The organism is Mesorhizobium sp. WSM2240 (assembly GCF_040438645.1).
Taxonomy (GTDB): domain Bacteria; phylum Pseudomonadota; class Alphaproteobacteria; order Rhizobiales; family Rhizobiaceae; genus Allomesorhizobium.
In genome coordinates, this window is the sequence record NZ_CP159253.1 from 4,199,125 (window position 1) to 4,217,510 (window position 18,386).

The 18,386-nt window shown below is 63.5% G+C and carries 14 protein-coding genes and 1 pseudogene; 12 read left to right on the forward strand and 3 right to left on the reverse strand.

The annotated features are described in order from the left end of the window. The first annotated feature begins 131 nt into the window (after window positions 1-131). Window positions 132-761 carry a TetR/AcrR family transcriptional regulator gene (locus tag ABVK50_RS20795; protein WP_353644779.1) on the forward strand — a complete coding sequence of 210 codons (630 nt, stop codon included), beginning with the start codon at window positions 132-134 and terminating at the stop codon, window positions 759-761. A 259-nt stretch (window positions 762-1,020) separates the two neighbouring features. Here the strand turns inward: ABVK50_RS20795 and ABVK50_RS20800 are convergent, their stop codons facing one another. Next, window positions 1,021-2,808, reverse strand: a complete 1,788-nt coding sequence (locus ABVK50_RS20800) for a DUF882 domain-containing protein (RefSeq protein ID WP_353644778.1) — start codon at window positions 2,806-2,808, stop codon at window positions 1,021-1,023. 283 nt (window positions 2,809-3,091) lie between these two features. Continuing rightward, window positions 3,092-4,603, reverse strand: coding sequence for a sigma-54 dependent transcriptional regulator (locus ABVK50_RS20805; RefSeq protein ID WP_353644777.1), 1,512 nt, complete (start codon window positions 4,601-4,603; stop codon window positions 3,092-3,094). A gap of 153 nt (window positions 4,604-4,756) precedes the next feature. Between ABVK50_RS20805 and ABVK50_RS20810 the strand changes: the two genes are divergently transcribed. The 7 genes and pseudogenes from ABVK50_RS20810 to ABVK50_RS20840 all read left to right on the forward strand — a co-directional run bounded on the left by ABVK50_RS20810 (window position 4,757) and on the right by ABVK50_RS20840 (window position 11,660). Further along, window positions 4,757-6,592, forward strand: a complete 1,836-nt coding sequence (locus ABVK50_RS20810; protein WP_353644776.1) for a M3 family oligoendopeptidase — start codon at window positions 4,757-4,759, stop codon at window positions 6,590-6,592. 193 nt (window positions 6,593-6,785) lie between these two features. Then, window positions 6,786-7,939: pseudogene (locus ABVK50_RS20815) on the forward strand (aminodeoxychorismate synthase component I). Beyond that, window positions 7,888-8,559, forward strand: a complete 672-nt coding sequence (locus ABVK50_RS20820) for an aminotransferase class IV family protein (RefSeq protein ID WP_353644774.1) — start codon at window positions 7,888-7,890, stop codon at window positions 8,557-8,559. The pseudogene ABVK50_RS20815 and the gene ABVK50_RS20820 overlap by 52 nt, the downstream one beginning before the upstream one ends. A gap of 46 nt (window positions 8,560-8,605) precedes the next feature. Then, window positions 8,606-8,896: a ribbon-helix-helix domain-containing protein gene (locus tag ABVK50_RS20825; RefSeq protein WP_353644773.1), complete on the forward strand. Its 291-nt coding sequence runs from the start codon at window positions 8,606-8,608 to the stop codon at window positions 8,894-8,896. Then, window positions 8,893-9,183 (forward strand): type II toxin-antitoxin system RelE/ParE family toxin, encoded by a 291-nt coding sequence (locus ABVK50_RS20830; protein WP_353644772.1) that lies wholly within the window; start codon window positions 8,893-8,895, stop codon window positions 9,181-9,183. Before ABVK50_RS20825 ends, ABVK50_RS20830 begins: the two co-directional genes overlap by 4 nt. Further along, window positions 9,180-10,112 carry a DUF3445 domain-containing protein gene (locus ABVK50_RS20835; RefSeq protein ID WP_353644771.1) on the forward strand — a complete coding sequence of 311 codons (933 nt, stop codon included), beginning with the start codon at window positions 9,180-9,182 and terminating at the stop codon, window positions 10,110-10,112. Before ABVK50_RS20830 ends, ABVK50_RS20835 begins: the two co-directional genes overlap by 4 nt. Before the next feature lie 102 nt (window positions 10,113-10,214). Continuing rightward, window positions 10,215-11,660, forward strand: a complete 1,446-nt coding sequence (locus ABVK50_RS20840) for a homospermidine synthase (protein ID WP_353644770.1) — start codon at window positions 10,215-10,217, stop codon at window positions 11,658-11,660. A 53-nt stretch (window positions 11,661-11,713) separates the two neighbouring features. Here the strand turns inward: ABVK50_RS20840 and ABVK50_RS20845 are convergent, their stop codons facing one another. After that, complete coding sequence (locus ABVK50_RS20845) at window positions 11,714-12,826, reverse strand: TauD/TfdA family dioxygenase (RefSeq protein ID WP_353644769.1); 1,113 nt, start codon at window positions 12,824-12,826, stop codon at window positions 11,714-11,716. Between the two features lie 331 nt (window positions 12,827-13,157). Here ABVK50_RS20845 and ABVK50_RS20850 point away from each other — a divergent pair, with 331 nt between their 5' ends. The 4 genes from ABVK50_RS20850 to hemH all read left to right on the forward strand — a co-directional run bounded on the left by ABVK50_RS20850 (window position 13,158) and on the right by hemH (window position 18,321). Next, a complete protein-coding gene (locus tag ABVK50_RS20850; protein WP_353644768.1) occupies window positions 13,158-13,538 on the forward strand; it encodes a hypothetical protein in 381 nt (126 codons plus the stop codon). An 82-nt stretch (window positions 13,539-13,620) separates the two neighbouring features. Beyond that, window positions 13,621-14,874, forward strand: a complete 1,254-nt coding sequence (locus tag ABVK50_RS20855; protein WP_353644767.1) for an AMP-binding protein — start codon at window positions 13,621-13,623, stop codon at window positions 14,872-14,874. A gap of 142 nt (window positions 14,875-15,016) precedes the next feature. Then, window positions 15,017-17,113: a 5'-nucleotidase C-terminal domain-containing protein gene (locus ABVK50_RS20860; protein ID WP_353644766.1), complete on the forward strand. Its 2,097-nt coding sequence runs from the start codon at window positions 15,017-15,019 to the stop codon at window positions 17,111-17,113. 143 nt (window positions 17,114-17,256) lie between these two features. Continuing rightward, window positions 17,257-18,321, forward strand: a complete 1,065-nt coding sequence (gene hemH / locus ABVK50_RS20865) for a ferrochelatase (RefSeq protein ID WP_353644765.1) — start codon at window positions 17,257-17,259, stop codon at window positions 18,319-18,321. Window positions 18,322-18,386 lie beyond the last annotated feature (65 nt).

An 18,386-nucleotide genomic window follows, 5' to 3' on the forward strand; every position in this document is an offset into this window, starting at 1 on the left:
CATTAATTTAAACTAGACCGTCCAGTACCGTATTGCGCAAAACTAGACTGTCCAGTACAATAGAGTCAATTGGAGTTTTGATTTCAGGGATTGGCGGTTTCGTGGCGGACTTGCCTTCAGCAAAAATGCAGATGGGAAACCATGCTTCGAACCGCTCGGCGCGCAAGCGCAAGGCGATCCTCGACGCCGCCACGGAGGTGTTTCTGAAGAGCGGCTATCTCGGCACCAATATGGACGAGATCGCAGCGCGTTCTGGGGTGTCGAAGCAGACTGTCTACAAGCATTTCTCGAGCAAGGAGGCGCTGTTTATCGAGATAGTGACCTCAATGACCGACGACGCCGGCGACATTGTCCGCAACGAAGTGGCCGAACTCGATGAAGGCGGCGATGTGGCGGAATACCTCGTCGACTATGCGTATCGGCAACTCACTGTGGTTCTGACGCCGCGCATCATGCAGTTGCGCCGCCTGGTGATCGGCGAGGTCAGCCGCTTTCCGGAACTGGCCAGGGTGCTCTATGAGCGCGGGCCGGCGCGCGCGCTGGCGACGCTTGCGGCAATGTTCGAGCGGCTCGCGGCACGCGGCATGCTCTCGATCGACGACCCTTCCGTCGCCGCGTCCCATTTCAACTGGCTGGTCATGTCCGCTCCCCTTAACCAAGCCATGCTGCTCGGCGACGAGGCGATACCGAAACCGGCGGAGCTTCGCCGGCATGCCGCCGAAGGCGTGCGCGTGTTCCTCGCTGCCTATGGCAGGCGGTGAGAGTTCGGGCGGCGGAAGGCCATGGTCCAAAAAATGATTGCGCCGGATAGCCTTCCTGCCGGCAACGACAACCGCGCTCGAAGGCGACATTCGCCACATAATTTCGCTGCAGAGCGGAGAGTGTCGGGAATCCATGCCGGAATGCCGAAGGATCGGGAACCGGTAGATAATCGCCCCAAGAACTTCCGTCGGTGCATTTGCCCGCTTAGCCAACAAAAAAGCGCCGGAGACCGGCGCTTTTTTGCAGCTTGCGATGCCGCTATTGGAAGCGGGCGACCGACAGGAATTCGACGGCTTTGCCGGAGAAGCGGTTGGCATCGGCGACCTGGTCGCCCTGCTGGAAGCCGGCGGTGTAGACGGCGCGCGGGGCGGTGCGCACGATGTTGTAGGCGAAGGACGGCGCGGTCGTGTTCTGCCCGGCCGTGGTGACATAGTCGCTGTGCAGCACCCAGCGCGCGGCCTGCGGCTGTGCCGCCACCACCACCGGCTTCGGATCCGGCTTGGTGTCGCGGGCGCTCGGCCGCGGCGATTTGCGCGTCGTCTTGACGCCGGAATCCATCGCCGAAGCCGCATCGGTTCCGGCGGGACGGCGGGCGACGGCCGCACGCGGCGTAACCGTCGTTGCGAGCGCGGCAACACGGGCGCCGTTGGATTTGATGACCGCTTCAAGCGCGGCTTTCGAATCGGCCGCGACCGTACCCGTGCTGGCCGGCTCGGGCCTTGCTGCAGGAACCACAGCAAGATCGAAAACCGCGTCTGCTTCGCTCGGACGCCTCGACGGCAGCGGCGCGAATGCGTCGGTGGCGCTCATCGGGCCCTCGTCGGCCGCGGCGGCCATGGCGAGCAGGACCTGATCGGTCCCGGAATCAGCCGCAGCGAGCACCGCCGCCGGCGGAGCGTAATCCGGACGGCGCGTCGGCAACGGGATGCCAAGGGCAAGCTCGGCCTTTGCGGCAGGCGTTTCCTCCGGCAGTGGCGCCGCTGCGGCTCCGAACGGAACCTGCTCGGCTTCCGCCAATGCGGCCACGGTCGGGCCGACCTCGCTGTCAGGACGCGGCGCGAGCATCGGCACCGGAACGCTGCGCGCAGGCAGCGCGGCGATAATGGTTTCGGGGGTCTCTTCGCGCGGCTCCTCAGCCTCGGCGATCTGCGGAATTTCGGTGCGCTGCGCCTGGTCGGGCGAAACGATCTGTATGCCCGGCAGCTGCTTTTTCTGGTCCTGCTGCTGCGGCTGCCGCTGTTCGGCCACGGCCTTCCTGGCGGCCTGGGGCTTTTCGACCCTCGGGCTTGCGGCCGCAACCACCGCGACCTCGCCGCTGCTCTCTTCTTCCTCGTCCGCGCCGCCGCCGAAGATCGCCGCGAAAAGATTGCTGGGCCTGCCGCGGCTGGAACTGGAGCTCGCGAGCGCCAGGGCCGTGGCTCCGCTCTTGCTACGCTGCTTATAGGAGGCGAGCGCCGTCTCGAAGCCCGGCAGCGGCTTGCCGTCTGTCGGCACATGCAGAGTCTTGCCGTTCGGGAAGACGGCGGCGAGTTCGCTGCGGCTCATACGCGGCCAATGGCGCACATTGCCGACGTCCATGTGAACGAAGGGCGAGCCCGAACGCGGATAGTAGCCGACGCCGCCACCCTGCGCCCTGAGGCCGGTATCTCGCAGCGTCTTCAGGCTGACGCCCGGAATATAGAAGTCCATCGCCTTGCCGAGCATATGCTGGCTCTTGTTGGCGACGCCCTTGCTGCGGCTGCGCAGCATCGAATTGGTGGCCGGCGAGCGGTAGGCGGAAACAACGTGGATATAGTCGCGCGCGCCGACAGCCTTATAGGTTTCCCAGACCAGATCGAGCAGGCGCGGATCCATCTTGGTCGGTTCGTTGCGGCGCCAGTCGCGCAGGAAGCGGTTGATCTGGTTGAGGCCGGACTGATCGTAGCGTCCATTGCGCTTGAAGGTGATCTCGGCCTTTTCCTTGGTGTGGATGAAATAGAGCTTCAGCGTCCGCGTTTCGGCGCTGGCGACGGGCACAGCCATCGTGAGGAACCCGATGGCGACCATGAAGCCTGCAAACCACCTTAGCCAGGCGGAGGTTTCGAGGTTTCGCCGGTTCGTGGGTCGTTCGGTGCTGATCAAATCAAAAGGCCTTCAGCCGTTTGTCCCCGGATTTGAAGCCCGGACGCGTAAAAGTGACGTCCGAATATCGATCCTAATGGTTAATCACAGCTTATTGAAGTCGAAATGCGGCAACGCCATGGCGATATCCCGGCAAAAATATCGAAGGAAGTTTATGGTAAACGGCGGCTTATAGACCGAAGCTTGCGCGGTGCTGGCCGGGTTTTTCTCAAGAGGCGAGCTTCTCGGAACGGCCCGTTTCCGGGTCGATTCCGTACTCCTTCAGTTTGCGATAGAGAGTCGAGCGGCCGATGCCGAGCCTGCGCGCGACCTCGCTCATCTGACCGTTATAGTGGTCGATGGCCGTCCTGATCATTTCCAGCTCGACGTCGGCCAGCGAGCGGACATTGCCGCGCTCGTCGAGCGCCTTCAGTATGCCGAACCGGATTTCAGCTTCCGGGCGAAGCGGCGGGGTCCTGCCTTCGGCGGGCGGGCGGGCCTCCAACGGGGCGGCAGCGGGTTCGGGCTCGACGCGGTCCAGATTGACGGTGCCCTCGACCTGCGCCCGGATCTGCGGGAACTCCTCCTCGGTCAGCGTATCGCCTTCGCACAGCACGGTTGCCCGGAAGATGGCGTTTTCGAGCTGCCTTATGTTGCCCGGCCAGTCATAGGCCTGAAGCATCGAAAGAGCGCGCGCCGAGATATCGGTAATGCGGCCGCGGGTCTCGGCAGGCGCGACGCGCCGCATGAAATGACGCACGAGATGCGGAATATCGTCGCGGCGGTCGCGCAGCGGCGGCACGAAGATCGGATAAACGTTGAGCCGGTAAAACAGATCCTCGCGGAATTTTCCGTCCTTGACCTGCTGCAGGAGGTTACGGTGGGTGGCCGAGATCAGTCTTATGTCGACCTTGACGGTCGAGCGCCCGCCGACCGGGTCGACCTCGCCGTCCTGCACCGCGCGCAAGAGCTTGACCTGCACCTCGAGCGGCAGGTCGCCGATCTCGTCGAGGAACAGCGTTCCCGAATGCGCCTCGACGAACTTGCCGGCGTGCTTTTCGGTCGCGCCCGTGAACGAGCCCTTCTCGTGGCCGAACAGGATGCTTTCGACCAGATTGTCGGGGATGGCGCCGCAATTGACCGTGACGAAGGGCTTTGAACGGCGTTCGCCGGAGCCCTGGATGGCACGGGCGACGAGTTCCTTGCCGACGCCCGATTCGCCCTCGATCAGGATCGGAATGTTGGAGGCAGCGGCCTTCTGCGCCAACCTGAGCACGCGGTCCATGGCCGGGCTGCGGGTGACGATGTCCTTGAAGGAGAGCGTGCCGCCGCCGCGTTTGGAGGAGCGCTTCGCCTCCATCTCGCGCGCCTCGACCTTGAGCGCATTGTCGATGGCGGTGCGCAGCCGATCCGGCGAGGCCGGCTTGACGACGAAGTCGAACGCGCCGTTGCGCATCGCCAGCACCACCGTCTCGATGCCGCCCTGCGCCGTCTGCACGATGACCGGCAACTGGATGCCGCGTTCGGCCATGGCCTTGAGCACGCCGATGCCGTCCAATCCGGGCATGGAAAGATCGAGGATGACCACCGCGACCGGGCGTGCTTCCGGGCCCTCCAGCAGCTTCAGCGCCGCCTCGCCGCCATCGGCGACGAGCGCGGAATGGCCGAATTTCGCGACCGCCGCTTCCAGCAGCCGCCGCTGCACCGGATCATCATCGACTATGAGTATGCAGGCTGCCATGAATGACATATTTGGTTAGGGGATGGCGAGTACGGGCGTTATTGCCGTCTGGATCATCCTGGCACAGGGTTCTAAATAAATGGCTTCGAAAAAGCCGGGAAATCGAGCGTTCGGGTTTACGCGGCGCATACTTGGAATCGGAAGGCGGACATCATGTCATTGAACCCCGGCGCAAAGGCCGCGGCCCTGGCGGCAAGCCAAGGGTCCGCCGCACTCGGAGACCTGCCCGAATGGGATCTCGGCGACCTCTATCCGGGCATGGAAGCGCCCGAGCTGAAGCGCGACCTTGCGAAGGCCGCTGAAGACGCGATCGCCTTCGAGGAGCGCTGGAAAGGCACGCTGGCGAGCGAAGCCTCGCGCGGCGCAGACGGTCGCCTGGGCCAAGCGCTGCGCGAATACGAAGCGATCGAGGAACTGATCGGCAAGATCGCCTCCTATGCCGGGCTGATCTATGCGGGCGACACCTCCGACCCGCAGCGCGCGAAGCTCTATGGGGACGTCCAGGAGAAGATGACCGATGCCAGCGCGCATCTGCTTTTCTTCGCGCTCGAACTGAACCTCGTCGACGACGCGTTGATTCTCGCCGCCCTCGACGCCGATCCGACCTTCGGCCATTACCGGCCCTGGGTGCTCGATCTGCGGAAAGACAAGCCCTATCAGCTCGAGGATCGCATCGAGCAGCTTTTCCACGAGAAGTCGGTCACCGGGCGGGGCGCCTGGAACCGGCTGTTCGACGAGACCATGACCGATCTGCGCTTCGAGGTCGGCGGCGAGGAATTGACGCTGGAGCCGACGCTGAACAAGCTTCAGGATCCCGACGGCGAGGTGCGCCGCACCGCCGCCGAGGCGCTGGCGAAGACCTTCAAGGAGAATCTGCGCACCTTCACGCTGATCACCAATACGCTGTCGAAGGACAAGGAGATCTCCGACCGCTGGCGCGGCTTCCAGGACATCGCCGATTCACGGCATCTCGCCAACCGGGTCGAGCGCAGCATCGTGGATGCGCTTGCCATGGCCGTTCGCGAGGCCTATCCGCGTCTGTCGCATCGCTACTATGCGATGAAGGCGCGCTGGCTCGGCATGGACACCATGAACCACTGGGACCGCAACGCGCCGCTGCCCGAAACACCGCAGGCGACCATCGGATGGGACGAAGCAAAAAACACGGTTCTGGCGGCCTATCACCGCTTTTCGCCGGACATGGCCGACATTGCGCGGAGATTCTTCGACCGCCGCTGGATCGACGCGCCGGTGCGACCGGGCAAGGCGCCGGGCGCATTCGCGCACCCGACAGTACCTTCGGCGCACCCTTATGTGCTCCTGAACTATATGGGCAAGCCGCGCGATGTGATGACACTGGCGCACGAGCTCGGCCACGGCGTGCACCAGGTGCTGGCCGGCGCGCAGGGGCCGCTCATGGCCTCGACGCCGCTGACGCTCGCCGAAACCGCCTCGGTGTTCGGCGAGATGCTGACCTTCCGCTCGCTGCTGGACAAGACCACCGACCGGCGCGAGCGCAAGGCCATGCTCGCCCAGAAGGTCGAGGATATGATCAACACGGTGGTGCGCCAGATCGCCTTCTACGAGTTCGAGCGCAAGGTGCACACCGAACGCAAGAATGGCGAACTGACCGCCGACCGGCTCGGCCAATTCTGGCTGGAGGTGCAGGCCGACAGCCTGGGCCCGGCGATCAGGCTGCGCGAGGGCTACGAGACGTTCTGGACCTATATTCCGCACTTCATCCACTCGCCGTTCTACGTCTATGCCTATGCATTCGGCGACTGCCTGGTGAACTCACTCTACGCCGTCTATCAGAACGCCGAGCGCGGCTTTCAGGAGAAGTATTTCGACATGCTGAAGGCTGGCGGCACCAAGCATCATTCCGAGATCCTGGCGCCGTTCGGGCTCGACGCCACGGATCCGGCCTTCTGGCAGATCGGCCTCGGAGTGATCGGCGACCTGATCGACGAATTGGAAGCGCTGGAGTGAACCGGCACGTAGCCACTCACCAGTCCTTGCGATCCATGCCACCCCCCTCTGTCCTGCCGGACCCCTCAAGGGAGGAGATCGGCCCTCCGCTCTCGATCCGCCAACCGTTCAACGCTAAAGGTTGGCGAAAACCGTCATGGCAGCTGATCCCTCCCTTTGAAGGAGGTGGGAAAGATCGAGGCGGAGCATGGACATGACCGCCGCGCAACAACCCTTCGTCCTTTTCCGCGACGATCCGGCCGGGCGCGAGGTGCTGTTCGAGCAGCCGAGCGAAATCATCGCCTCCGACACGGCGGAAAGCTTCTTCCCGGCGCTGCAAGCAGCGCAGGCCGCTCATGAATCCGGCAAGTGGCTGGCAGGCTATTTCTCCTATGAGGCGGGCTATCTGCTCGAGCCGAAGCTCCGGCCGCTTTTGCCGGTAGGCCGGCGCGCGCCGCTTGTCTGCCTGGGTGTATTCGACGGGCCGTCCGACACCCCCTGCCCGGCCGGCAGGCGCCGGCCAGCAACGGGCCGATCTTCGACGCCCGGGCAAGCTGGTCGTTCGAGGATTACCAGAAACGCTTCGCGCGGCTGCACCGGCATCTCCGCGAGGGCGATTGCTATCAGGCAAATCTGACTTTCCCGGTAAACGCGCAGTGGTCGGGCGAGGCGCTCGCGGCCTTCAATGCGCTGACCGCGCGCCAGCCGGTGAAGTACGGCGCGCTGGTTTCTCTGGGCGAGCCGCTCGTCCTGTCGCGCTCGCCCGAACTCTTCTTCGAAATCAGCCGCGATGGCTGGATCGAGACGCATCCTATGAAGGGTACCGCTCCGCGCGGCGCGACGAAAACGGAGGACGACGCGCAACGCGAATTCCTGCGCAACGATCCGAAGAACCAGGCGGAAAACCGCATGATCGTCGATCTGTTGCGAAACGACATTTCGCTGATCAGCGAGGTGGGTACGCTCGACGTGCCGGAGCTTTTCCGTATCGAGACCTACCCCACGGTCCACCAGATGGTGAGCAGGGTGCGCGCCAAGCTTTTGCCGGACCTTTCCATCGCGAACATCTTCGCCGCGCTGTTTCCATGCGGGTCGATCACCGGCGCGCCGAAAATCCGCGCCATGGAAATCCTGCACGCGCTGGAGGGAAAGCCGCGCGACGTCTATTGCGGCGCCATCGGCTGGATCGCGCCCGACGGGACGATGCGGTTCTCGGTGGCGATCCGCACCATCTCGCTCTTTCCGGGCGGCGAGGCGGTCTACAATATCGGCGGCGGCATAGTCTTCGATTCGACGGCCGAGGAGGAGTATGCGGAATGCCTTCTGAAAGCGCGGTTCGCGACGGGAACGGTGCCGGCTTCGAGCTGATCGAGACGCTGCGCTGGGAGCCTGCCCGCGGTTTCGTGCGGCTGGAGCGGCATATGGCGCGGCTGGCAGCCTCGGCTCGCGAATTGGGTTTCAGCATGTCCGAAACGGCGGTGGATCGCGCTCTCCGAAACGCCGTGGGCGGCAACGCGGCGCTGCGCGTTCGCCTGACGTTAGCGCAAGACGGTAAGCCTGAGATTACCACGCAGCCACACGCGCCGCTCGCGCCGGACGCCGTCTGGACGCTCAAAATTGCCGAAACGCGGCTGAATGCAAACGATCCGCTGCTGCACCACAAGACGACGCGCCGCGCCGTCTACGATGCGGCGCGCGCGGAATTTTCGCGCGAGGAGGCGGACGAGGTCATCCTGCTCAACCAGCATGGGCAGGTCTGCGAAGGCACGATCACCAACATTTTCGCGGATGTCGACGGCGTCCTGCTGACGCCGCCGTTGGGATGCGGCCTGCTGCCCGGCGTGCTTCGCGGCGAGTTGCTGGAAAGCGGCAAGGTCAGGGAAGCGGTGCTGACCGAGGAAGATCTGCACAGCGCGAACGCGATGTTCGTCGGCAATTCACTGCGCGGGTTGATCAGAGCAGGTTTCGGCGAAGCCGTTGACCAGTAGCGTCGCCGCGACTACGTTGTGTTACCTTGTACTCGGAGGCAAGACAATGGCCGCAAGCGAGACCTTGACCTTACGCATTTCCCCGGAGACCAAGCGAGAACTGGAGGATTATGCCCGAGCCACGCAGCGCTCAAGCGCCTTCATTGTCAAGGAGGCTCTCGAAGCGCATTTGGAGGAGCGCCGCGCCTATCTCGCGGCGATCGAAGAGGCTGAGCGCGAAGCGGACGAAGGAGTCTTCGTGTCGGGTGAGGCAGTTATAAAATGGATGCGGTCCTGGGGTAAAGACGACGAGTTGCCGACGCCGGAGCCTGATATCTTTCCAGAAGCCCGCAAATGAAGTTGAAGGTCCTTCCGCGAGCTGTCCGGGACCTGGAAAATATCCATGCCTACATCAACGCTGACAGCGCCGAAGCGGCGGAAGCTGTGATGCTGAAGCTCACGAAGTCACTGAACCTGATCACTTCCCGCCCGGAACTGGGGCGCCCCATACCGGAGTCGAGATCGAGGGAATGGTCCGTGCCGGGGCTACCCTACACCATACATTATCGCGTTCGCGGCGAGACTGTTGAAGTGCTTCGTGTTTTTCATACGCGCCGACAGCGGCCGCCGAGATGGATCGGATGACTCCACCCGTCCACACACCCTATGACGGCTCGTCGAAGCCGTTCAGCATCGGCCTGAAGCCGTTGAACCTCGCCGAATGGATAGAGGTCGGCGACGATCTGGACATGTATCTGGCCGAGAAGCGGCGGCTCTACGCGACGGCTCCCGACAAGGTTTTCGTCGAGGAGCCGGATACGCGGGAAGCGCAGCGCGAAGTGCTCGACCTCATCGAGGCGCATCTGGCCCGGCATCATCCCGAGTTGCTTGAGCGGCCGAGGGCCTCGGCCGGCTCAAATTCTGCGGAGATTGGTGGCGAGGCGCAAAATCGCGATGACGAGCAAAAGCCACCGCTCATGGCCGCATCCCTGCTCGTCCAGGAAGATTTGGTCCTGATGCGCAAGGGCGAGAACGGCTGGCGGCTGGCCGCGGGATCGCTGTGCTTTCCGTCATCCTGGTCGCTGGGCGAAAAATTCGGGCGGCCGCTGCATGAGATTCACACGCCTGTGCCGGGCTTCGGCAGCGGCACCCGCAACGCCGATCTTATAAGCCGCATGTTCGACAGCCTTCAGGGCCAGGCGGTGTTGCGCTGGAACTGGTCGCTGCAGGCCGGCAACGAGCTTTACCTGCCGTTCTCGCACCAGGAGCGCGTCGACCGCGGGACGAACCGGCCGTCGAAATTTTCAACCGATGAGATTGCGGCGCAGGCCTTCATCCGCGTCGAGCGGCAGACGCTGCGCAAGCTGCCGGTTTCGGGCGACATTCTTTTCACCATCCGCATCCATCTCGACCCGCTGGCGACGATCGAAAAACATCCCAAGCGCGCTTCGCTCGCCCTATCCTTTGCCGATCAGCTCGCGGGGCTCGACGAGGCGCAACTGGACTATAAGGGCCTGGCCGCCGATCGCGACAGGCTGGTTGCGGTGCTGCGAGGCATTTCAGGCGACCGCTAACCAGCCATTGTGGTTTTCGGCTTTATTGTGACGAGGAACTATGGTCTTCAACTCGACCATCGTCGAGATGCACGCGTAACGCGAACCAGGAGTGACTGAAGAATGGCGAAAGAAAAATGGCCCGTCCACGGTGAAATAACCGGCCCTGTGGTGATGATCGGCTTTGGATCGATCGGCCGCGGCACGCTGCCCCTCATCGAGCGCCATTTCAAATTCGACAAATCCCGTATCACCGTCATCGACCCGAGCGACGATGACCGGAAGCTGCTCGACGAACGCGGCATCGCCTTCCTGCACGAAGCGGTGACGAAGAAGAACTACAAGAAGCTGCTGACGCCGCTTCTGACCGAGGGCAGCGGCCAAGGGTTTTGCGTCAACCTTTCGGTCGACACATCCTCGCTGGATCTGATGAAGCTCTGCCGCAAGCTAGGCGTGCTCTACATCGATACGGTGGTCGAACCCTGGCTCGGTTTCTATTTCGACGCCAAGGCCGACAATGCCTCGCGTACCAATTATGCTCTGCGCGAAACCGTGCGCGAGGAAATCCGCAGCAATCCCGGCGGAACCACCGCGATCTCGTGCTGCGGGGCCAATCCCGGCATGGTGTCGTGGTTCGTCAAGCAGGCGCTGGTCAATCTCGCCAACGATCTCGGGCTTCAATTCGCCGAGCCGGCGGAAGGCGACCGCGAAGGCTGGGCGCGGCTGATGAAGCAAGCCGGGGTGAAGGGTATCCATATCGCCGAACGCGACACGCAGCGCACGAAGAATCCCAAGCCGATGAACGTGTTCTGGAATACCTGGTCGGTCGAGGGCTTCATCTCCGAGGGCCTGCAGCCGGCCGAGCTCGGCTGGGGCACGCACGAGAAGTGGATGCCGAAGAACGCCCGCAAGCAGAAGAAGGGATCCAAGGCGGCGATCTTCCTCGAACAGCCAGGCGCCAATACGCGGGTGCGGACCTGGTGCCCGACACCGGGCCAGCAATACGGATTCCTGGTGACACACAACGAGTCGATATCGATCGCCGACTATTTCACTGTGCGCAACGGCAAGGGAAAGGTCTCCTACCGCCCGACCTGCCACTACGCCTACCACCCCTGCAACGACGCGGTGCTGTCGCTGCATGAAATGTTCGGCGCCGCGGGCAAATCGCAGCCGGTCCACCATGTGCTCGACGAGAACGAACTGGTCGACGGCGTGGACGAACTTGGCGTGCTGCTCTACGGCCACGCCAAGAACGCCTACTGGTACGGCTCGCAGCTCTCGCTTGCCGAGGCGCGCAAGCTCGCGCCCTACCAGAACGCGACGGGCCTGCAGGTCACCTCGGCGGTTCTGGCCGGAATGGTCTGGGCGCTGGAAAACCCGCAGGCAGGCATCGTCGAAGCCGACGAGATGGACTATCGGCGCTGCCTCGAAGTGCAGTCGCCCTATCTCGGGCCGGTCAGAGGCTATTACACCGACTGGACGCCTCTGGAGGGCCGCCCCAGCCTGTTCCCGGAAGACCTCGACACGAAGGATCCCTGGCAGTTCCGCAACATACTGGTACGGTGAGCGATAAAGAGAATGGCGGCGGTGATGCCGCCATTCCTGTTTCCAGGCTCAGGCTACCGCGACAGAACCCGGATGCGGCTCAGGAACTCGCCGCGATCGACATAGCAACCGCGCAAATGGCGGCGTCCGGTATTGGGGTTGAACGCCTGTCGCCCGTGGAGCACGCGGCGATTGTCGAACACCGCCATCTCACCGGCTTTCAGCCGGTAGGCGATCATGAAACAGTCGCTGCGGATCATCGCCATCAGCTTGCGATACGCGGCATAGAACGATACCGCCGTTTCGGAAGGAAGGTCGATGATGTCGACCAGATGCGCATTGAAGCGCAGTTCGGTGACTTCGCCTTTGCTGTCCGTGACGATCACCGGAAACCGGCCCCTGATATCGTAGTCCGCGTCATGGAACCGGAACGGGATCTCGACTTCGCACAGCAGGCGGTAGGCTTCCGAGTCCTCGTCCTTCAGCGCCGCCGCGACGGCGAATCCGTCGGCGAAAGTCGATCCGCCGCCTTCCGCCCTGTTGGAAACGCAGTGCAGGAACTGATAGCCGGGCGGCACCTCCTGGTTGGCGAGATCGGTGTGCAGTGGCAGGGCGACGGGCGTATAAGCCAGATTGTTGGGGTTCGGCATCGACACAACTTCGAAAATCGTGCCGAAATTGGTTTGGCGCAGGAAAGCGATCCGCTCGGCAACCCACCGACCGGCGTCCGGATCGTCATCGAGACCGTCCACGATGGAAAGGCCAAATGCTGCGGTGGCTTTGAGCCAGGTAAGCAGGGCCGCATCGTCCTTCATAAGCGCCGGCGCGGCGTGACGCGGGACAGCCTCGAAGCGCAGCGATCCGTCCCAGAGCCGTGGTGCGATGTCGGCCGGGTCCTCCCGTGCGCGGCCTGGCCGGTGGGCATCGAAGAAACCCGCCGGCAACAGGTCCTCGCCGGCGTCCTTCGACCAAGTGATGGCTACGCCGTGCTCCGTCGCCTCGACATGGAGCGGCTTGAGCGACGGTTCGACACTGGTCAGATCGAAAATGCGTTCTTCTGTCTGCGGATGGAATGACGAAGGCGCGTTATCCTTCAGCCAGAGCCATGGGTAGGAGACGGTTTCGCCGGACGCGAATGTAACGGCGAGCCCGGCCTCCCGGGCTTTCACGGAAAGCATGGTGTTCATTGTGATGTCTCGTCAGCTGGAATTCACTTCTCGATGGAAAAGCTCGGCTCCAACCGCGGCGGCGGCCACCACAGGCTCGGCTTGCCGTAACGGTGCGATCCGGGATTGCGATTTGGTTCGGCGAGCATCGGGTTCGCTTCCGTTCGCCGGGAATGCTAATCTTCGCGCCAGAAGCTGCAAGCAAAATGTCTACGGGCGCGGTGGGACCGTGACAAATGCGAAACAGTTTTCGGGCAAACCCGGCGAAGCGGGACTCCGTGACGGCGAACGCCTTGATTTTCGGCCTGCGCCAAGCGACACAATCGCTATTTAAGGAGAGAGGATAATCGCCATGGTGCGCATCTTGTTTTCGGCCGGCTCGCTGGCGGCGCTCGCGTTCGTCTTGTCCGGCTGCATGACCGGCGGCCCGGTCGGAGGGCCATTGGCCGCCGCCCCGACAGGCGTGGAAGGCGAATGGCTGAGCACCGACGGCGTCGCGGTGTCGCGCTTCTCGGGCGGGGTGTTCCAGACGACCGCGCTCGACACCGGCAACAAGCTGGCCGACGGCAGCTATCAGATGGTGGACAATCGTAACGTCGCGATCACTGTCAAATCGCTCATTCGCCAGACGACCTCAAGTGTCAACTGCGCGCTGGTCGCTTCCAACCAGCTCAATTGCACAAGCTCCACCGGCCAGCAATTCGTCCTGACGAGGCGACCGGCGGTCGGCTGATCCGGCCCAGAGCTATCATGCCAAGTCATCTTGCGGCGCTCTTGCACGCCGCGCTAACCTCCCCGCGACCGAGGGAGGCTGCATGAGTGTGCATTTCGACGACCTTGAGACGCGAGAACCCGCCGAGCGCGAGGCGGCGCTGTTTGCCGCACTTCCGGGCTTCCTGCGCAGGGCGGTTTCGGCTGCGCCCGGGCTCGCTCGCTGGCTGGCCGATGTCGACCTGGAGACGGTGACGAATCGGGCAGCGCTCGCCCGTCTGCCGGTGCTCCGGAAATCCGAACTGATGGGGTTCCAGCAGGCCGATCCGCCCTTCGGCGGCTTCGCCGATGCAGCTGCATTGCGAAGCAACCGCGTGTTCCTGTCGCCCGGCCCGCTCTGGGAGCCGCAACTCGGGGCCGATGTAGCCGAAAACATCGCCCGCGCCTTCTTCGCCGCCGGCATCCGCGCCGGCGACATCGTCCACAACGCTTTCGCCTATCACATGACGCCCGGCGGCTTCCTGCTTGACGCCGGCGCGCGGGCACTGGGCTGCACGGTCTTCCCGGCCGGCACCGGCAATACCGACATGCAGGTCGAGGCGGCGGCGGCGCTGAAGCCAACGGTCTATTGCGGCACGCCGGATTTCCTGAAAGTCATGCTCGACCGCGCCGCCGAGACCGGCAAGGATCTGTCCTCGTTCCGGCTCGCGCTGGTGTCGGGCGGGGCGCTGTTTCCCTCGCTGCGCGCCGAATATTTTTCGCGCGGGGTACGGGTGTTCCAGTGCTACGCCACCGCCGAATTCGGCGTGATCGCCTATGAAAGCGCGGATGCAGACGGCTCGCCCAACCCCGGCATGATCCTCAACGAGAATCTGATCGTCGAGATCGTTCGCGCGGGCACCGGCGATCCTGTCGCCGAGGGCGAGGTCGGCGAGATCGTCGTCACGGGCTTCAACGCCGGGTATCCGCTGGTGCGGCTCGGAACCGGCGATATGTCGGCGATCCTTCCCGGCCTGTCGCCCTGCGGCCGCACCAATCTCCGCATCAAGGGCTGGATGGGCCGTGCAGACCAGCGCACCAAGGTCAAGGGCATGTTCGTCGACCCGGCGCAGATCGCAGAAGTCGTGCGGCGGCACCCTGAAATAGCCAAGGCGCGCCTGGCCGTCGTACGCGACGGCGATCGCGACGCGATGGTGCTGCATGTAGAGCCCAGCAACGGCGCCGCGCCCGACCTGGCCGCAATCGAGGCTTCGCTGCGCGAAATCACCAAGCTAGGCGGCGCGATTCGCCTGGCAGCGCCCGGCTCGCTAGCTAATGACGGCAAGGTCATTTCCGACGAGCGCGACTACAGCGCCTGAGCGCCGCAGGAGCCTTTCTGCGAGACGGGATTCCTCTTGCATCCGGCAAACCGCAATGTGAACATGGATCGAGAACCGTCCTACAGGAACGGTCCGGGAGTCACGACAAGCGCTCCGACAGGGGATCACTCGGGAGACTGAAATGAAGAAGTTCGCCGCCATCGCAGCCCTATCCGCATCGGCAGTCGCCATGTCGGCGGGCGCTTCCTTTGCCGACTACACGCTCAATATTCTACATATCAACGACTGGCACAGCCGCATCGAATCCAACAACAAATACGAATCGACCTGCTCGGCCGAGGAGGAAGGCAAGGGCGAGTGCATCGGCGGCGCGGCCCGCCTGGTCACGGCGATCGCCGACAGGCGCAAGGCGCTCGAAGGCCAGAACGTGCTCCTGCTCAACGGCGGCGACAATTTCCAGGGATCGCTGTTCTACGCCACCTACAAGGGCGCGGTGGAAGCCGAATTCCTCAACCAGATGAAGTTCGACGCTATGACCGTCGGCAACCACGAATTCGACGACGGCGAGGAAGCGCTGGTTCCGTTTCTCGACGTGATCAAGTTCCCGGTGCTCTCCGCCAATGTCCAGGCGAATGCGCAGTCCAAGGTCGGCGACCGCATCAAGCCGTCGATCACCCTCGATGTCGGTGGCCAGAAGATCGGCATCGTAGGCGCGGTCACCACCGACACGCCCGAAGTCGCCTCGCCCGGTCCGAACATCACGATCGAGGACGATATCAAGACGATCACCGCCGAGGTCGAGAAACTGAAGGCTGCCGGCGTCAACAAGATCATCGCGCTCACCCATGTCGGCTATCCGCGCGACAAGGAGATGATCGCCAAGATTCCGGGCGTGGACGTGGTTGTGGGCGGGCACTCGCACTCGCTCTTGTCCAACACCGACGACAAGGCAGAAGGCCCCTACCCGACCATGGTCGACAACCCGGAAGGCTACAAGGTTCCGGTGACGCAGGCGGCGTCCTATTCCAAATATCTCGGCGAGTTCACGGTGACCTTTGATGACAACGGCGTCGTCAAGGAGGCCAAGGGCGATCCGCTCTATCTCGACAATTCGATCAAGCCGGACGAAGCCGTTCTGGCGCGCATCAAGGAACTCGGCGCGCCGATCGAGGAATTGAAGAACAAGGAGGTCGCCGAGACGACGGCGGCGATCGACGGCAGCCGCGAGACCTGCCGCGCCCAGGAATGCGAGATGGGCAACCTGATCGCGGACGCCATGATCGACCGCACGAAGGACCAGGGCGTGACAATTGCCATCCAGAATGGCGGCGGCATCCGCGCCTCCATCGACGCCGGCAAGGTGACGATGGGAGAAGTGCTGACGGTGCTGCCGTTCCAGAACACGCTGGCGACGTTCCAGCTCTCGGGCAAGGACCTCAAGGCCTCAATCGAAGCCGGGCTTTCCGAGATCGAGGAAGGCAAGGGCAAGTTCCCGCAGGTGGCCGGCCTGAAATACTCCTTCGACAAGTCAGTCGCGCCCAACGAGGGGCGGCTGAAGTCGCTCGAAGTGATGGAAGGAGGCGCATGGGTTCCGATCGATGAGGCCAAGACCTACACGATCGCCACCAACAATTTCGTGCGAGCCGGCGGCGACGGCTACAAGCTGTTCGCCGAGAATGCCCAGAACGCCTACGATTACGGTCCGAGCCTGGAGCAGGTGGTCGCCGATTATCTCGCCGCGAACCAACCTTATACGCCGAAACTCGAAGGACGCATCACCGAGGTGGCGGCCACAGCGGCGGCAGCACCCGCTGAACCGGCCCCGGCTGCAGAAGCTCCGAAGGCCGCTGAGGTGGCCCCGGCGGAAGCGGCCCCGGCGGCAGAGCCCACCCCCGCAGTCGCAACAGCGCCGGCGCCCGATGCCGAAATCAAGATGCCAGACCTGCCGGCCGCCTCCGGCGAGATCGCCACGGCCGCGCCGAAGGTCGAAGCCGCACCTGAAACCGCAGCTGCTGCCCCTGCCGCTGAGCCCGCTCCGGCGGCCGAGCCCGCAAAGCCGGCCGAACCGGAAGTCGCGGCCGCGCCCGTAGCAGCCGCGCCTGCGGCGGCTGCCATACCCGACAGCCATGTTGTCGCCCCCGGAGACAATTACTGGGACATCGCCGAGAAGATCTATGGCGACGGCTTCAAGTGGAAGGGGCTCGCAGACGCCAACCCGGAATACAAGCCCAACAGGCTGCCGGTCGGTGCGACGCTGAAAGTTCCGCCGGCAAGCTGAGCGTCCCGCCCAAAACGAAAGCCCGTCCGAAACATCCGGGCGGGCTTTTTCGCAGCTCTAGCCGGGTGCTGCCTGCGGCCAGACGCAGCATTGTATTCCACGGTCATGCGGCTAGGTTCCGGCCGTTACCGGAGAAGCGCCGAATGGATGCCGCGAAAACCAGCAATACACCGAAAGCCCAAGGCGGCAGCCAATTGCCGGCCGGGCATCCTGCGCTGAAATCGCCAAGGATCGGCGTGATGCTCGTCAATCTCGGCACGCCGGACGGCACCGATTTTCGTTCGATGTGGCGCTACCTCAGGGAGTTTCTTTCCGATCCGCGCGTCATCGAATTGCCCCGCATAGCCTGGTATCCAATCCTGTACGGCATCGTGCTGAACACCAGGCCGAAAAAATCCGGCGCGAACTACCGCAAGATCTGGAACCGTGAGCGCGACGAATCTCCGCTGCGCACCTATACGCGCTCGCAGAGCGAGAAGCTTGCCGAGGCATTGCGCGGCGAACCGCAAATCATCGTCGACTGGGCGATGCGCTACGGCAGCCCGTCCACGAAAAGCGTCGCCGATCGCCTGGTGACGGAGGGTTGCGACCGCCTGCTGATCCTGCCCCTCTATCCGCAATACTCGGCAACGACGACGGCGACTGCCAACGACAAGCTGTTTGCCGCCCTGGCGAAAATGCGTCGGCAGCCGGCGATCCGCAGCGTGCCGGCCTATTACGACGATCCCGTTTACATCGACGCCATCGCGCGCTCGATCGAGGCTCACCTGGCTTCTCTCGACTTCGAGCCGGAGGTTGTGATCGCCTCCTATCACGGGATTCCGAAACCCTATTCCGACAAGGGCGATCCCTATTACTGGCACTGCCTCGAGACGACGCGGCTGGTGCGCGAGCGGCTGGGCTTGGGAGAAGAAAAACTGATCACCACCTTCCAGTCGCGTTTCGGCGCGCAGGAGTGGCTGCAGCCCTATACCGACAAGACCGTCGAACGGCTCGCGCGGGAAGGCGTGAAGTCGATCGCCATCGTCAATCCCGGCTTCTCGTCGGACTGCATCGAGACGCTGGAGGAGATCGCGGTGGAGGCGCGCGAGATCTTCCTGCATGCGGGCGGCGCGAACTTCGCCCACATCCCCTGCCTCAACAACAGCCCCGGCGGCATGGCGGTGATCGAGAGCCTGGTGCGCAGGGAACTGTCTGGCTGGATCTGACGTGCTTGAGCGCAATTCCTGCCCGGCGCTCAACCGACGATTGACGAACACGCGATTGTAACCAT

Bases quoted from the DNA above. Each gene is read 5' to 3' on its own strand.
- ABVK50_RS20795 (WP_353644779.1), top strand. From the start codon at position 132: ATGGGAAACCATGCTTCGAACCGCTCGGCGCGCAAGCGCAAGGCGATC.
- ABVK50_RS20800 (WP_353644778.1), bottom strand. From the start codon at position 2,808: ATGGTCGCCATCGGGTTCCTCACGATGGCTGTGCCCGTCGCCAGCGCC.
- ABVK50_RS20805 (WP_353644777.1), bottom strand. From the start codon at position 4,603: ATGGCAGCCTGCATACTCATAGTCGATGATGATCCGGTGCAGCGGCGG.
- ABVK50_RS20810 (WP_353644776.1), top strand. From the start codon at position 4,757: ATGTCATTGAACCCCGGCGCAAAGGCCGCGGCCCTGGCGGCAAGCCAA.
- ABVK50_RS20820 (WP_353644774.1), top strand. From the start codon at position 7,888: ATGCCTTCTGAAAGCGCGGTTCGCGACGGGAACGGTGCCGGCTTCGAG.
- ABVK50_RS20825 (WP_353644773.1), top strand. From the start codon at position 8,606: ATGGCCGCAAGCGAGACCTTGACCTTACGCATTTCCCCGGAGACCAAG.
- ABVK50_RS20830 (WP_353644772.1), top strand. From the start codon at position 8,893: ATGAAGTTGAAGGTCCTTCCGCGAGCTGTCCGGGACCTGGAAAATATC.
- ABVK50_RS20835 (WP_353644771.1), top strand. From the start codon at position 9,180: ATGACTCCACCCGTCCACACACCCTATGACGGCTCGTCGAAGCCGTTC.
- ABVK50_RS20840 (WP_353644770.1), top strand. From the start codon at position 10,215: ATGGCGAAAGAAAAATGGCCCGTCCACGGTGAAATAACCGGCCCTGTG.
- ABVK50_RS20845 (WP_353644769.1), bottom strand. From the start codon at position 12,826: ATGAACACCATGCTTTCCGTGAAAGCCCGGGAGGCCGGGCTCGCCGTT.
- ABVK50_RS20850 (WP_353644768.1), top strand. From the start codon at position 13,158: ATGGTGCGCATCTTGTTTTCGGCCGGCTCGCTGGCGGCGCTCGCGTTC.
- ABVK50_RS20855 (WP_353644767.1), top strand. From the start codon at position 13,621: ATGAGTGTGCATTTCGACGACCTTGAGACGCGAGAACCCGCCGAGCGC.
- ABVK50_RS20860 (WP_353644766.1), top strand. From the start codon at position 15,017: ATGAAGAAGTTCGCCGCCATCGCAGCCCTATCCGCATCGGCAGTCGCC.
- hemH (WP_353644765.1), top strand. From the start codon at position 17,257: ATGGATGCCGCGAAAACCAGCAATACACCGAAAGCCCAAGGCGGCAGC.